Origin of the sequence: Rhodococcus sp. MSC1_016 (assembly GCF_023667485.2) — a bacterium.
Taxonomy (GTDB): Bacteria; Actinomycetota; Actinomycetes; order Mycobacteriales; family Mycobacteriaceae; genus Rhodococcus_F; species Rhodococcus_F oxybenzonivorans.
On the sequence record NZ_JAMOZI020000001.1, the window covers coordinates 3,351,408 to 3,364,226 of the forward strand.

The following is a 12,819-nucleotide window of genomic DNA, read 5'->3' on the forward strand; positions in this document are numbered from 1 at the left end:
ATATCGGAAAATCGCGATATAGCGGTACGATGAACACCGTGAGTGAACTTCCGGACCCGACCGACCTGGCCTCGGTCTTCAAAGCGCTGTCGAACCCGACCCGCGTGCGCATCCTGCAGTGGCTGAAGGAGCCGGACACCTTTCCCCCGCAGCTCGAACCAGCCGAAGAGGTCGGCGTGTGCCTGAAACACATTCAGGCGCGGGCCGAGGTCTCCCAGTCGACGGCCTCGCAGTACATGGCCGCCCTGCAGAGCGCCGGACTGGTCACCAGCCATCGGATCGGCCAATGGACCCACTACCGCCGCGACGAGGAGACGATCGCCCGGCTGGCCGACCACATCCGCACCGAACTCTGAACGCGGCCTTCACGTCGATTTCGAAACTGGAAGGGAATGAGGTCGACTTCGGTCCTGGTTCGCCGAGACGGAGTCGGGCGCGAGGGTCGCCGCCGGTGCTGGGTAATGTCCGGAGCATGCCCCGATACACGACGACCTTGCACAACCGCGCGGATCCCGACGCGCCGGCGTCCATCAGCCGGCACGTGCCGTTTCACGTCGCGCACGAGGCGGCCGCCGCAGCGTGGGTGCGAGCGCTCGGTGAGGCGTGCGGCGAGCTCCTCGACCCGGTCACGCAGATCGCCGTCGTCAACGTCGTCAGCAACTTCGGCCGCGAACTGTTCACCGAGGAGGCGTACGTCGACGTCACCGCCACCCGGATCGGCACCACCTCGCTCACCCTGCAGATCGGCATCGAGCAGGACGGCACGCAGGCAGCCGAGGTGACCGCCACACTCGTTCAGCTCGATTCGAGCCGTCGTGGTTCGGCTCCCTGGTCACCGGCTCAGGTTGCAGCTCTGGAGACACTGAGCACCGCATCAGTCACACCGTCGCGATGACGTCGGTTTCACGACCGCCGCGTTTCGAGAGCGCCTGAACTGGGCATTTCTGCACCATGAGTATCGAAGACGGCCCCGGCGAGACGCTGAGTCCCAGCGAAAGCCTCGACTCCGACGATGTGCGCAACAACGACGGAGACGATGTGGTCGATCCTCCCGACGGCTGGAGTGAGGCCGACAAATTCGGTACCACGGCGCGGGAGGAGCGCGAGGGCGAGTCGCTGGACGAGAAGCTGGCCGAGGAGGAGCCCGACGTCGCGTTCGAGGAGCAACTCGACATCCCGATCGCCGAGCTGCCCGACGATCAGCTGTCCGAGGACGTCGACCGCATCATCGACGGGGAGGACGACATCGTGATCCCGGTGCTGGGCACCAAGCATGCCGATGTGGTGGAGGGTGTCATCGTCGAGGATTCGCGCACAGACCGGGGACAGATCGACGGCGCCGCGGAGGATGGCGACTCGTTCTTCACCGTCGTCGACTGATTCAGCGAATCCGGCCGTATCGGAGGTACAGGAAGTCGTCGTGGGTCAGAACGTGCTGGAGTGACAGCGTCCGCGGCGCCCCCAGGGTGGGGCCGGCGGTCGCCTGCTGGGGTTGCGGTCCGGCCAGTCTCGGCGCCACGGTGAGGCACATTTCGTCGACGAGGTCGTGCGTGACGAGGTCGTCGAGCAGCGTGGGACCTCCTTCGCACAGAATCCGGCGGAGCCCGCGGTCCCGGAGTGCGGCGATCAGGGTGGGCATCTCGACGGTGCCTTCGCCCGCAACCACGATGTCCGCGACCTCTTCGAGTGCTGAGCCGCGCTCGGTCGCAGTTCTCTGCGAGGTGATGACGAGCGGCCGCACGTCCCCGGTGAACAACGGCGTGTCGAGCGGAATGTTGCCGGTGCGGGTCACGACGGCGATCGGTGGTGGTGAATCCAAGCCCCACTGCTCGAGGCGATAGCGCGACTGCTCCTCGGTGAGCACCGCCGGCCCGTAGCGTTCTGCCCGGATGGTTCCGGCTCCGACGAGAACCACATCAGCGTAGGTGCGCAGGGCGCGCAGAAGTTGGTGATCCACCGCATCCGACAGCGGCCGGACCCGGCCGTCGAAAGCAGCGGCGCCGTCCAGGCTGGCCACCATGTTCACCCGGACGCCGTCGGGCGGGTCGCGGTAGAACTCCTCGGCCGACACCTCGTCCGTGCCCATGTTCAACTTGCGCATGGTCGGCATCATGCCTCATGTCCGGGTTCGAGGTCCCGCACGTCCGAGAAGGTGATCAATTCACCCAGATCATCCGGCGCCGAGCCGCTTTCAGGTGCGAGGAGGAACGCGACATGATCGCCTAGTTCGAGGCGTTCGAGGATTCGGCCGCTGAACCAGGCCGCGGAGTCGTCGAGGATCGGCAGCCCGTGGGGGCCGGTGCGCCACTCGCACTGCGCGAACTTGTCGATCTCGTCACCGGTCTGTTCACCGAAGAGAGTCGCCAGCGCGAGGTGCTCCCGGGTCAGCAGATGGACCGCGAGGTGTTCGGCGTTCACCGCGACCCCGTAGGTGTGGTTCTTGTTCGACAACCCCACCAGGAATCGCGGCGGGTTGATGCTGACCTGCGACGCGAACCCGACCAAACACCCCGACCGCTGCTCTTCCCAGCGGGTGGTGACCACGAACATCGGATAGTTCAGCAACGCGACGACATCCTCGAACGCCTGTCCGGCGTCGGGCTGCGTCGTATCGGAATTCCCGTTATGCGGCATTTACCCTGTCTAACAGATTGGGGCGGAGGCTTCGCAGGGCGCCGTCCTTCGGAACGCCGGTTCAGGGCATAGAATAGGCCTCGCCGCACTCGCAGCCGTCACCGGAAAGGCCCCCAAGATTACACATTCTTCTGCTCCGCACGATGTTTACCTGGTTCCACCCGAGCAGGAGAGCGGCGACGCCGTCGCTCACGCTTCCGCCGCGGCACAGTCCAGGTTGGAACACCGACCCGATGTGGTGCGGGTCAAGGGTCGCTTCGCGCTGACCATCACCACCACGACGCCGCACGAGGCGATGGTGGAGGATCTGCTGTTCATCCGCGATGTGCTGGACGGCGCGGGCATCGACTATCTGCTGGTGCGGGGCAACGACGAGCGTCCGGTAATCGCGGTCGACTGGGCTCTGCGCAAGCAGTTGCGCACCGCCCTCGTGGCCGCATGCCGCAACCGCCCGTTCTACTCGAAACCCGTCGACGCCAAGCGTGATTCAGCCGTTCTCGTCGCCGACGGCGCCCTCTCCGCGAACTCGAAGGCGCGAATCTTCCGGGTATTCCGGCCGCGGGTGCACGTGGCGAGCGGCCTGAGCTACGGAGCGTCGACGGGTGTGCAGATCGAACTGTGGAAGTTCGCCGACGACGAGATCGTGCTGCCCATCGAGAACTCTTTGACCCGCCGGGTCGTGCGGCCGGAAGAAGCGGTCCGCGGCACCGTCGAACGGTTCGGCCGGGTGTGGCCGACGATCGAGAACATGTTCGCCGACCACGCCTCCGACATCAACTTCGATATCGATCTGGTGTTCTCGTGGGTGGACGGATCGTCCAAAGAGTTTCAGGCGCAACGTGCCAAGCGGATGCAGAACTATGTGGTGGGCGAGGGCGACGACTCCGAGGCCCGGTTCCGGCAGATCAACGAACTGAAGTATGCGCTGCGTTCGGTGCACATGTATGCGCCGTGGATTCGCCGCATCTTCGTCGCCACCGACTCCGATCGTCCGGCGTGGCTGGCCGACGACCCCCGCATCACCTTCGTGCCCAGCGAGGAATTCTTCGCCGACCCGTCGGTGCTGCCCACCCACAACTCGCAGGCGGTGGAGTGCCAGCTGCACCACATCCCCGACCTGTCGGAGCACTTCCTGTATTCCAATGACGACATGTTCTTCGGCCGTCCCGTCGGTCCGGAGATGTTCTTCTCCCCCGGCGGCATCAGCATGTTCATCGAAGCGACCACCCGAATCGGGCTGGGCCACAACGACGAACAGCGCAGCGGTTTCGAGAATGCAGCCCGCGTCAACCGGCGGTTGCTGCAGAACCGCTTCGGCGTGACCACCACCCGGCACCTCGAACATGCCGCCACCCCGCTCCGCCGGAGCGTACTCGAGGAGATGGAAAAGGAGTTCCCCGACGAGTTCGCCGACACCGCGGCCAGCACCTTCCGCGCCAGCTCCAACATCTCGGTGACCAACTCGCTGTATCACTACTACGCGTTGATGAGCGGGCGCGCTGTGGTGCAGACGTCGGCGCGCGTGAAGTACGTCGACACCACCGTCAAGGCGGGACTGCGCGACATGGACTCACTGCTGGCCAAGCGGTCCATGGACTTCTTCTGCCTCAACGACGGCAGCGCACCGGAGATCGACCTCGAATTGCGCACCAAAAGGGTCACCGACTTCCTGGAAAGCTACTTCCCCATCCCGGCGCCGTGGGAGACCGGGGCCTGAGCGACCGCCCCCGGGAAGGCTCCGTCAGACCGCGGGGATCGAGTCGCCGGGCCGCTCGCCCTCGTCGTAGACGGTGGCGGGTGGGCCGATGATCTGCGGGTCGGGCGTGCCCACCACTTTCTCGTCCTTGCCGGTGTAGTCGAACTTGTGGAGCACCCACCGGATCGCCTCGATGCGGGCCCGTTTCTTGTCGTTCGATTTCACGACGGTCCACGGCGCGTGCGGGGTGTCGGTGTAGAAGAGCATGGCCTCTTTGGCCTCGGTGTAGGCGTCCCATTTGTCGAGGCTGGCGAGGTCGGTGGGTGAGAGCTTCCACTGCTTGACGGGGTCGGTGCTGCGGGCGACGAACCGGGCGTGCTGTTCTTCCCTGCCCACCGAGAACCAGAATTTCACGACGCGGATGCCCGACTGCACCAGCATCCGCTCGAACTCGGGGGCCGACCGGGTGAATTCCAGATACTCGTTGGGGGTGCAGTAGCCCATGACGCGTTCGACGCCGGCGCGGTTGTACCAGGACCGGTCCATCAGGACGATCTCCCCGCCCGCCGGGAGGTGCTGGACGTACCGCTGGAAGTACCACTGGGTGCGCTCGCGTTCGGTGGGCTTCTCGAGCGCCACGACCCGCGCACCACGGGGGTTGAGGTGTTCGGTGAACCGTTTGATCGCGCCGCCCTTGCCTGCCGCGTCGCGGCCCTCGAAGATGATGACCACCTTCTCGCCGTTCTCCTTCACCCAGGCCTGCAGCTTGAGCAGTTCGATCTGCAGCTTGCGTTTGCGGGCCTCGTACTGGCGGCGGGTCATCTTCTCGTCGTATGGGTATCCGTGCTTCCACGGCTGGTCCACCTCGGCGATGCCCCGTTTGCGGCCGGACTTGCGCAGCAACTCACCGATCTCGTCGATTTCCGGCGTCACATCGATGTCGTTGTCGCCGGCGGCTTCGAATCGGTCGGAAGCGTGCAGCTCGTCCACAGTGAAAGGCTACCGCCGCGACGGTCCGTCTGCGGGTGTCATGAGATCGTGAAACGTCCGTCCCCCGGCAGGAAGCGTCCAGCATGAGCATCGACCACATCGTTCCCGCGCTTGACGCCGAGACTGTCACGGAGCTCCGATCGGTCCTCGCTGCGCTGTCCGGCGACGCCACTCCCACGGTGAGCGTCGACCGCGTCGAACTACCCGCCCCCGTCCGCGACGCCGTCGTCCAACTGCTCACGCTGCTCGGTGAGGGCCAGAGCCTGGCACTCGGGACAGTGGCGGATCTGCTCACCACCTCACAGGCGGCGGAGGTTCTGGGTGTCTCGGACACGTATGTGCGCCGGCTCGCCGATTCGGGGGCGCTGCCCATCGAGATGCGCGGCACCCACCGCCGGTTCCGGCTCTCCGATGTGCTGGCGCATCGTGAGCAGTTTCCGCGTCGAAGCTGACTACACCCGAACGGTCGGGCGCGGAACGACGTCTTCCCCGGCGTCCGGGATCCGCACACCCTTGTCGGCGAGCCGGCGCGCGGTCTCGTCGGCGGTGACGTATTCACCGACGGTGTCGTAGGAGCCCAGCGGGACCACGGAGTGGACGATGGTTTCGGGGTAGACGTGCACCAGGTTGAAGCCCTGCGCGCCGTCCTGCCCGCGCAGCGCTCCCGCCGGGACGTTGAGGTCCTGGGTGTAGCAGGTGGCGGAGGCGACGGAGACGGGGATGCCCGCGAAGGTGGCCGTCGTCGAGTAGTGCAGGTGCCCGGCGAGGATGGACCGCACGTCGCTGTCGCGGAGCACGTCGGCGAGTCGTGGCTGGTCACGCAGCTCCACCAGGACCGACAGGTCGAGGACGCACGGAACCGGCGGGTGATGCAGAGCCAGGATGGTGCCGTGCGGCGCGGGAACGGCCAGCTCCGCGGCCAGCCAGTCCAGCTGGTCCTGCTCGAGCTCGCCGTGGTGGTGTCCGAGGACGGTGGTGTCGAGGGTGATGATGCGCAGCCCGTCGACGTCGTAGGAGTGGTCGATCGGCGCGTACGACGGCTCCTCCCGGAGCAGCGCGGTCCGGAAATGGCCGCGGTCGTCGTGGTTGCCCATCGCCCAGATCACCTGCGCACCGAGCGACTCCGCGACGGGTTCGACGATGTCGCGCAGCTTCTCGTAGGCGCCCGGCTCCCCCTTGTCGGTGAGGTCGCCGGTGAACACCAGAGCGTCCGGCGCGGCGTGGGATGCCTCCACCTCGGCGAAAATCTGGCGCAGTTTGGCTTCGCTGTCGACAGCCCCGTAGAGCAGGGTTTCGTCGACCAGATGCGTGTCGCTGAGATGGAGCACGAAGTGCGACGGCCGTGGATACTCGGCCGTACGTAGGTCGGCTGCCTCGGTACCGTTGATCGGTCTCTCGCTTCCGCTCGCCCGGAGGGACAGGAGCCAGGCGGACTCCCGCTGGGTATCCACACTAGACAAGTGCGTGCAAGCAACGTCCAGGGGCACGCCGGACGGATGCCGGGTGAACGTGGCACGACGATCCCGCGTACCGATTGGCGCAGACGGAATCCGGCTGATCGACCGCCCGCCCACCGATGCTGAGCGGGCGTTCTCTAACGTGATCGACGTCATATCATTTACATCGATTTCGAGGAGACCAGATGCCGATCACCGCAACACTGGAACTGAAGTTCAAGCCCGAATCCGTGGACGCTGCCCGTGACATCTTCACCCGCGAGCTGAAGGCCACCCGCGCATTCGACGGCTGCCTGGGCGTCGAGGTGCTCGTCGACGCCGCCGACCCCGCCCGTTGGCTGCTGATCGAGAAGTGGGAGTCGGAGGAGCACGACGCCGCCTACCGCACCTTCCGCGCGGGACCGGGCGCCATCACCGACCTCGGACCTCTGCTGGCCGGCGCACCGGTCCTCACGAAGTACACGGTCGACGACAGCGTCTAGACCCCGATCCCGCGGGTCGTCGAACTGGAGTGCCGATCAGGCAGCGGTCTCCAGGTCGACGATCAGTGTGGGGCCCGTCGCGGCCTGCACGTCGTCGACGCTCACCCCGGGCGCGAGTTCGCGCAGGGCCAGGGTGCCGTCGCCGAGTACGTCGATCACGGCCAGGTTGGTGATGATCCGGTTCACGACTCCCTGACCGGTGAGCGGCAGGGTGCACGCGTCGACAATCTTGGGGTTGCCGTCGCGGTCGGTGTGTTCCATCACGACGATGACCCGTTCGGCGCCGTGCACCAGATCCATCGCCCCGCCCATTCCCTTGACCATCTTGCCGGGGACCATCCAGTTGGCGAGGTCGCCGGTGCGCGACACCTGCATGCCGCCCAGTACGGCCGTGTCGATGTGGCCGCCGCGGATCATGCCGAACGACAACGCCGAATCGAAAAAGGCCGCACCGGAATTGACGGTCACGGTCTCCTTGCCGGCGTTGATCAGGTTGGCGTCGACGGCCTCCTCGGTGGGGTACGGGCCGGTGCCGAGGATCCCGTTCTCCGAGTGCAGGATCACCCGCACGTCGTCGTTGAGGTAGCCCGGGATGAGGGTCGGCAGCCCAATACCGAGGTTGACGTATTCGCCGTCGATCATGTCGGCGGCGGCGCGCTGCGCCATCTGATCGCGGGTCCAGCCGGTGGCAGCAAGTGTGGTCACGAGGGGCGTCCTTCCGCGCGCACGGTGCGCTTTTCGATTCGCTTGTTCTGGGGTCCGGTGTGCACGATCCGCTGGACGAACACTCCCGGCAGGTGCACGTGGGCCGGGTCGATCTCGCCGGGCTCGACGAGGGTCTCCACCTGGGCGATGGTCACCTTGCCCGCCATCGCGGCGAGGGGGTTGAAGTTCATGGCCGTCTTGTCGAAGACGAGGTTGCCGTCGGTGTCGCCGATCGCGGCATGGACCAGCGCGTAGTCGGCGTTGATCGCCTCTTCCAGCACGTACCGCTTGGCCCCGAAGACGCGGGTCTCCTTGGGCGGTGACGCGATGGCGACGGAACCGTCGTGGCCGTAACGCCAGGGCATGCCGCCGTCCGAGATGGGGGTGCCGACACCGGCCGGGGTGAAGAAGGCGGGAACACCCGCGCCGCCGGCCCGCAGCCGCTCGGCGAGCGTGCCCTGCGGGGTCAACTCCACTTCGAGTTCCCCGGCCAGGTACTGACGGGCGAACTCCTTGTTCTCCCCCACGTACGACGCGGTGACGCGGCGAATCCGGCCCGCCGACAGGAGGATTCCGAGCCCATGATCGTCCACTCCGCAGTTGTTGGAGAACACCTCGAGCTCGTCGACGCCCGCTTCTTCGAGTGCGGCGATGAGTGCATCGGGGATGCCGCAGAGCCCGAACCCTCCTACCGCCAGTGACGAGCCGCTGGTGATGCCCGCGACCGCCGCTGCCGCGGACTCGGAAACCTTTCCTGTCATCGTGTCTCCCTTCGCTACCGCTCGACCTCCGAGCCGGTGTTCACTTCTATGCGTTCATCCAGCAGACGCTGATCTCCCGCCTGGCGGGCTTCACTGACCGACGTGGTGAACGCGTAAGCCCTAGTAGAACGTGCTCTTCCTCACGTTTCAAGGAGTTCGGCAAGGTTGTTCGCAGCCTGGACACCGGAGCGCTGAGCGTTCACTGAGTGAACGCTACGATGGCATCATGACGGAGGAGACACGCGGACCGCACGTGGTCGGACGGGTGGGTGCGCTGTTGCGGGCAGTCGGAGCACACGAGCCTGCCGGCGCATCCACGACGGTGCTCGGGCGCGCAGCCGGGCTGGCCCGTCCCACCGCGCACCGGTTGCTGTCTTCGCTGGCCGACGAGGGTCTCCTCGACCGCGACGCGAAGACGGGCCGGTGGACCCTCGGCCCGGAGCTGTATCTGCTGGGCGCGGCGGCCGCCACCCGCTACGACATCACCCGGCACGCCCGCGGCGTCCTCGACCGGCTCGCCCGCGAAACCGGGGAGAGTGCCTTCCTCTCGGCCCGGCGCGGCGACGAGACGGTGTGCATCGCCGCCGAGGACGGCAGCTTCCCCCTTCGCTCCCACGTCCTGCACGAGGGCATCCGCTTTCCGCTCGGCGTCGCCTCCGCGGGACTGGTGATTTTGGCGCATCTCCCCGACCGCGACATCGACGAATACCTGGCGCGCACCGACCTCTCCGAACGCTGGGGCGAGAACCACAGCACGGACGCACTCCGCGAACGCATCGCCCTCACCCGCCACACGGGGTACGCGGTCAACCCCGGTCTGATCGTCGAGGGAAGCTGGGGCATGGGTGCGGCGGTGTTCGACCGGGACGGCCGGCCGGCGTGGGCGCTGAGCCTCACCGGCGTCGAGACCCGCTTCCGCCCCGAACGCCACCCCGAACTCGGCACCCTGCTCCTCGAGCAGGCGCACGTCCTCTCACAGCTGCTGCAGTCGCGGGCGTGAGTTCGCTTGTACTCAGTTACGCAGCGGGTGCGCTACAGGTTCCGGTCGCGTCATGGCCCGCATCGGGTCGACGTCGGGTCTGGCCTCGAGTTGTGACGGTTCGTCGGGCCGATCCTTGTCCTGGCCGTTGGCAGTTGGGGTGGTGAGGAACGGGCGGACCAGGTCGAGTGGCAGCGGGAAGACGATGGTCGAGTTGTTGTCGCCGCCCATCTCCCCCAGCGTCTGCAGGTAGCGCAGCTGCAGGGTGGTGGGGTTGCGGCTGATGACGTCGGCGGCCTCGGCGAGTTTTGCAGACGCCTGGAATTCGGCCTCGGCGTTGATCACCTTGGCGCGGCGTTCGCGTTCGGCCTCGGCCTGCCGGGCGATGGCCCGTTGCATGTTGGTGGGGATTTCGACGTCCTTGATCTCGACGGTGGTGACCTTCACACCCCACGGTTCGGTCTGCTGGTCGATCACCTGCTGCAGGTCTTCGTTGAGCCGTTCGCGCTCGGACAGCAGGGCGTCGAGGTCGGCCTTGCCCAGGATCGAGCGGAGGGTGGTCTGCGCGATCTGCGAAGTGGCGGAAAGGAAGTCCTCCACCTCGACGATGGCCCGATCGGCATCGATCACCCGGAAGTAGGTGACGGCGGTGACCTTGGCAGGCACGTTGTCGCGGGTGATCACTTCCTGCACCGGAATCTTGAGTGTGACGGTCCGCAGGCTGACGCGTTCCATTCGGTCGATGGCCGGGATCAGCAGCACCAACCCCGGACCCTTGAGGTCGATCAGCCGGCCCAGCCTGAACACGACGCCCCGCTCGTATTCGCGGAGCACCCGGATGGAGCTGCTCGCCAGCATGGCGAGCAGGATGATGACGACGCACAGGATGACGATGAGTTCGGTCATAACAGCTCCCACGGTTCGCGGCGGCGCACGGTGAGGGTGAGGCCGCGGATCTGTTCGACAATGACGGCGTCACCGGCGGTCGGTTCCTCGTCGTCGCCGAACTGGGTCTGCGCCTTCCACAGTCCCCCGGCCGTTTCCACCTGTCCTTGCCGCCCGGCCCAGCTGCGGACCGTGGCGTCGGTGCCGATCAGCGATTGCGGGCCGGAGCGGATGGGAATACGCCGCGCCGACAATGCCTTTCGGCCGATCACGGCCGCGCTGCCGAGTCCGACCACCGCGACTCCCGCGGCCGCCGGGACGGCGATCATCTGCGCGGTGTCGCTGGACGTGAACAGCAGCCACACCCCGGCCGCGGAGGCCAGGGCACCGAGCCCGCCGAGCACACCCGCGGTCGGTGCGTGTGCCTCGATCACGATCAGCAGCACACCGAGTATCAGTGCCAGCACACCCAACGCGGCCATTTCGCATCACCCACGATCACGCTTCGCGAGGGCCCGGCCGCATCGCATAGCCACCTGGCGATCGGGCCCTCGGTATCCACGGTATGCGAGCGCGCGGGGTCACGCCACCAGCAATTTCCGGCCCGGATGGCACACTCCTTCTCATGCATACGAGCCCTGTTGTCGTCACCGTCGCCGGCCACGGTGAGGCCACGTTTGCGCCCGAGCGGTGCACGGTGACGGTCGTCGTCCGCATCGAGACGGGCGACGTGGAACGGTCGGTGAAGGCGGCCTCGGCCACCGTCAGCCGGCTCACCGAGCTGATCAACGCGCAGTTCGACAGCCATCACGGTCCGATCAACTGGTGGTCGCTCGATCAGGTCCGTCATTCGCGGCACCGCCCGTACAACAAGGACGGTCTCCAGCTGCCGTATGTGTACAGGGCGGAGGCCGCGTTGGAAGTGAAATTCAGCCAGCTGGGCGCCGTCGGCGGCTTCGTCGATTCGGTGTCGACGCTCGAAGGCGTGAACGTCGGAAACTTCGACTGGGCGCTCACCAGCAAGAGTCGGGCGGCCCGCATCGTGCAGGTGCGGGAACTCGCCATCCGCGACGCGCAGTCGAAGGCCGAAACCTACGCCCGCAGTCTCGGCCGCAACACCGTTCACCCCGTCGCGATCGCCGACCCCGGCATGCTCGGGGTCGACGCCGGGTCGTCATACACCGCTGTGGGGGCCCGCGCCTTCGCCGCCAGCGGTTCGAACGACGCCATCGCGCTGAAGCCGGAGAACATCACGCTCAGCGCCGACGTCCACGCACGGTTCGAGGCATGGTGAGCGAAGATTCGATGCGGGCGTACCGTTCGGGAATGACCAACTTAGATCACGGAGATCCGGGCGACGCCCCCACTGTGCCGCCGCCGCTGGCAGAGGTCGTGAATCCGGCCCGCCCCTCCGCGGCCGAGGAAGCCCGGACGGTGGCGGCCTCGACCAACATCGGCACCCTCGCGAGCCTCACCGCCGACGGTGATCCCTGGGCGTCGTTCGTGACCTACGGTCTGCTGGGCGGCTCCCCCGTGCTGTGTGTGTCGCACATGGCCGAGCACGGCCGCAACCTCGCGCACGATCCCCGGGCCAGCATCGCCATCGTCGCACCCAATCCACCTTCCGATCCGTTGGCCAGCACCCGCATCACCCTTGCCGGGTTCGTCGAACGACCCGAGGGCGACGAGCTCGCCGCCGCACGCGAGGCGCATCTGGCAGCCATCCCGGCCGCGCACGTCTACATCGACTTCAGCGACTTCGCCCTCTGGGTGCTGCGCGTTCAGCGCGTGCGGTGGGTCGGCGGGTACGGGCGTATGGACTCAGCAACCGCCGAGGCGTATGTGAACGCAGCCCCGGACCCGGTCACTCCGCACGCCGGCCGCGCGGTCGAGCACCTCAACGCCGACCACGCCGACGCGCTGCTGTCTATGGCCCAGGCGCTGGGTGGTTTCCCGGACGCCACCACCGCCACATGTGAGGGCGCCGATCGCTACGGATTGGACCTGCGCGTCGTCACTCCGCGCGGCGCCGCCATGACGCGGGTGGGGTACGCGGAGCCACTTCACTCGGCCGACCAGCTGCGGGCGGCGACGGTTGCTCTGACACGTCAAGCCGCAGGCGTCGATACGTCCGGCCGCTGACGAGCCGAATTTTTGCCGAACGTCGCGTCCAGTTCCGCACGACGACGTTGTACGACTGCACTCCCTCCGAGGCGCGCAGTTTGCTAGT

The 12,819-nt window shown here is 66.9% G+C and carries 17 protein-coding genes; 9 read left to right on the forward strand and 8 right to left on the reverse strand.

Annotated elements, in window-relative coordinates:
- Nucleotides 1-38 precede the first annotated feature (38 nt).
- The 3 genes from L1080_RS15495 (at nt 39) to L1080_RS15505 (ending at nt 1,380) form a co-directional block, all read left to right on the forward strand.
- Nucleotides 39-356, forward strand: coding sequence for an ArsR/SmtB family transcription factor (locus tag L1080_RS15495; RefSeq protein ID WP_250770357.1), 318 nt, complete (start codon nt 39-41; stop codon nt 354-356).
- A 116-nt stretch (nt 357-472) separates the two neighbouring features.
- The gene (locus L1080_RS15500) at nt 473-895 is read left to right on the forward strand and encodes an acyl-CoA thioesterase (RefSeq protein ID WP_250770360.1); all 423 of its coding nucleotides are present in this window, start codon (nt 473-475) and stop codon (nt 893-895) included.
- A gap of 56 nt (nt 896-951) precedes the next feature.
- Complete coding sequence (locus L1080_RS15505; RefSeq protein WP_250770362.1) at nt 952-1,380, forward strand: hypothetical protein; 429 nt, start codon at nt 952-954, stop codon at nt 1,378-1,380.
- Between the two features lies 1 nt (nt 1,381).
- On the opposite strand, the gene L1080_RS15510 is transcribed toward L1080_RS15505, so the two are convergent.
- Together L1080_RS15510 and L1080_RS15515 are read right to left on the reverse strand one after the other, a co-directional pair.
- On the reverse strand, nt 1,382-2,110 hold the full coding sequence (locus tag L1080_RS15510; protein WP_250770585.1) for a pyrimidine reductase family protein: 729 nt from the start codon (nt 2,108-2,110) through the stop codon (nt 1,382-1,384).
- Nucleotides 2,110-2,634, reverse strand: coding sequence for a flavin reductase family protein (locus L1080_RS15515; RefSeq protein WP_250770364.1), 525 nt, complete (start codon nt 2,632-2,634; stop codon nt 2,110-2,112). Before L1080_RS15515 ends, L1080_RS15510 begins: the two co-directional genes overlap by 1 nt.
- Nucleotides 2,635-2,851: 217 nt before the next feature.
- Here L1080_RS15515 and L1080_RS15520 point away from each other — a divergent pair, with 217 nt between their 5' ends.
- Nucleotides 2,852-4,351 carry a stealth family protein gene (locus tag L1080_RS15520; protein ID WP_284707844.1) on the forward strand — a complete coding sequence of 500 codons (1,500 nt, stop codon included), beginning with the start codon at nt 2,852-2,854 and terminating at the stop codon, nt 4,349-4,351.
- A gap of 24 nt (nt 4,352-4,375) precedes the next feature.
- Here the strand turns inward: L1080_RS15520 and ppk2 are convergent, their stop codons facing one another.
- Nucleotides 4,376-5,320, reverse strand: a complete 945-nt coding sequence (ppk2, locus tag L1080_RS15525) for a polyphosphate kinase 2 (protein WP_159920978.1) — start codon at nt 5,318-5,320, stop codon at nt 4,376-4,378.
- Nucleotides 5,321-5,403: 83 nt separating this feature from the next.
- Here ppk2 and L1080_RS15530 point away from each other — a divergent pair, with 83 nt between their 5' ends.
- Nucleotides 5,404-5,772 carry a helix-turn-helix domain-containing protein gene (locus tag L1080_RS15530; RefSeq protein WP_159920976.1) on the forward strand — a complete coding sequence of 123 codons (369 nt, stop codon included), beginning with the start codon at nt 5,404-5,406 and terminating at the stop codon, nt 5,770-5,772.
- On the opposite strand, the gene L1080_RS15535 is transcribed toward L1080_RS15530, so the two are convergent.
- Nucleotides 5,773-6,708 carry a phosphodiesterase gene (locus tag L1080_RS15535; RefSeq protein WP_159927044.1) on the reverse strand — a complete coding sequence of 312 codons (936 nt, stop codon included), beginning with the start codon at nt 6,706-6,708 and terminating at the stop codon, nt 5,773-5,775. It lies immediately after the preceding gene.
- 254 nt (nt 6,709-6,962) lie between these two features.
- On the opposite strand from L1080_RS15535, the gene L1080_RS15540 reads away from it, so the two are divergent.
- The gene (locus L1080_RS15540) at nt 6,963-7,259 is read left to right on the forward strand and encodes a putative quinol monooxygenase (RefSeq protein WP_159920974.1); all 297 of its coding nucleotides are present in this window, start codon (nt 6,963-6,965) and stop codon (nt 7,257-7,259) included.
- A gap of 36 nt (nt 7,260-7,295) precedes the next feature.
- On the opposite strand, the gene L1080_RS15545 is transcribed toward L1080_RS15540, so the two are convergent.
- Both L1080_RS15545 and L1080_RS15550 read right to left on the reverse strand, forming a co-directional pair.
- Nucleotides 7,296-7,964, reverse strand: a complete 669-nt coding sequence (locus L1080_RS15545) for a 3-oxoacid CoA-transferase subunit B (protein ID WP_268962577.1) — start codon at nt 7,962-7,964, stop codon at nt 7,296-7,298.
- Entirely contained in the window at nt 7,961-8,725 is a 765-nt protein-coding gene (locus L1080_RS15550) for a CoA transferase subunit A (RefSeq protein WP_159920972.1), read from the reverse strand. The genes L1080_RS15545 and L1080_RS15550 overlap by 4 nt, the downstream gene beginning before the upstream one ends.
- A 226-nt stretch (nt 8,726-8,951) precedes the next feature.
- Here L1080_RS15550 and L1080_RS15555 point away from each other — a divergent pair, with 226 nt between their 5' ends.
- On the forward strand, nt 8,952-9,725 hold the full coding sequence (locus L1080_RS15555) for an IclR family transcriptional regulator (RefSeq protein ID WP_159920970.1): 774 nt from the start codon (nt 8,952-8,954) through the stop codon (nt 9,723-9,725).
- Nucleotides 9,726-9,737: 12 nt separating this feature from the next.
- Here the strand turns inward: L1080_RS15555 and L1080_RS15560 are convergent, their stop codons facing one another.
- Both L1080_RS15560 and L1080_RS15565 read right to left on the reverse strand, forming a co-directional pair.
- Nucleotides 9,738-10,610: a slipin family protein gene (locus L1080_RS15560; RefSeq protein ID WP_159920968.1), complete on the reverse strand. Its 873-nt coding sequence runs from the start codon at nt 10,608-10,610 to the stop codon at nt 9,738-9,740.
- Nucleotides 10,607-11,071: an NfeD family protein gene (locus L1080_RS15565; protein WP_109328458.1), complete on the reverse strand. Its 465-nt coding sequence runs from the start codon at nt 11,069-11,071 to the stop codon at nt 10,607-10,609. Before L1080_RS15565 ends, L1080_RS15560 begins: the two co-directional genes overlap by 4 nt.
- 143 nt (nt 11,072-11,214) lie before the next feature.
- Between L1080_RS15565 and L1080_RS15570 the strand changes: the two genes are divergently transcribed.
- Nucleotides 11,215-11,883, forward strand: coding sequence for an SIMPL domain-containing protein (locus L1080_RS15570; protein ID WP_159920966.1), 669 nt, complete (start codon nt 11,215-11,217; stop codon nt 11,881-11,883).
- A gap of 32 nt (nt 11,884-11,915) precedes the next feature.
- A complete protein-coding gene (locus L1080_RS15575) occupies nt 11,916-12,731 on the forward strand; it encodes a HugZ family pyridoxamine 5'-phosphate oxidase (RefSeq protein WP_159920964.1) in 816 nt (271 codons plus the stop codon).
- Nucleotides 12,732-12,819: the final 88 nt, after the last annotated feature.

Bases quoted from the DNA above. Each gene is read 5' to 3' on its own strand.
- L1080_RS15500 (WP_250770360.1), top strand. From the start codon at position 473: ATGCCCCGATACACGACGACCTTGCACAACCGCGCGGATCCCGACGCG.
- L1080_RS15505 (WP_250770362.1), top strand. From the start codon at position 952: ATGAGTATCGAAGACGGCCCCGGCGAGACGCTGAGTCCCAGCGAAAGC.
- L1080_RS15510 (WP_250770585.1), bottom strand. From the start codon at position 2,110: ATGCCGACCATGCGCAAGTTGAACATGGGCACGGACGAGGTGTCGGCC.
- L1080_RS15515 (WP_250770364.1), bottom strand. From the start codon at position 2,634: ATGCCGCATAACGGGAATTCCGATACGACGCAGCCCGACGCCGGACAG.
- L1080_RS15530 (WP_159920976.1), top strand. From the start codon at position 5,404: ATGAGCATCGACCACATCGTTCCCGCGCTTGACGCCGAGACTGTCACG.
- L1080_RS15540 (WP_159920974.1), top strand. From the start codon at position 6,963: ATGCCGATCACCGCAACACTGGAACTGAAGTTCAAGCCCGAATCCGTG.
- L1080_RS15550 (WP_159920972.1), bottom strand. From the start codon at position 8,725: ATGACAGGAAAGGTTTCCGAGTCCGCGGCAGCGGCGGTCGCGGGCATC.
- L1080_RS15555 (WP_159920970.1), top strand. From the start codon at position 8,952: ATGACGGAGGAGACACGCGGACCGCACGTGGTCGGACGGGTGGGTGCG.
- L1080_RS15560 (WP_159920968.1), bottom strand. From the start codon at position 10,610: ATGACCGAACTCATCGTCATCCTGTGCGTCGTCATCATCCTGCTCGCC.
- L1080_RS15565 (WP_109328458.1), bottom strand. From the start codon at position 11,071: ATGGCCGCGTTGGGTGTGCTGGCACTGATACTCGGTGTGCTGCTGATC.
- L1080_RS15570 (WP_159920966.1), top strand. From the start codon at position 11,215: ATGCATACGAGCCCTGTTGTCGTCACCGTCGCCGGCCACGGTGAGGCC.
- L1080_RS15575 (WP_159920964.1), top strand. From the start codon at position 11,916: ATGACCAACTTAGATCACGGAGATCCGGGCGACGCCCCCACTGTGCCG.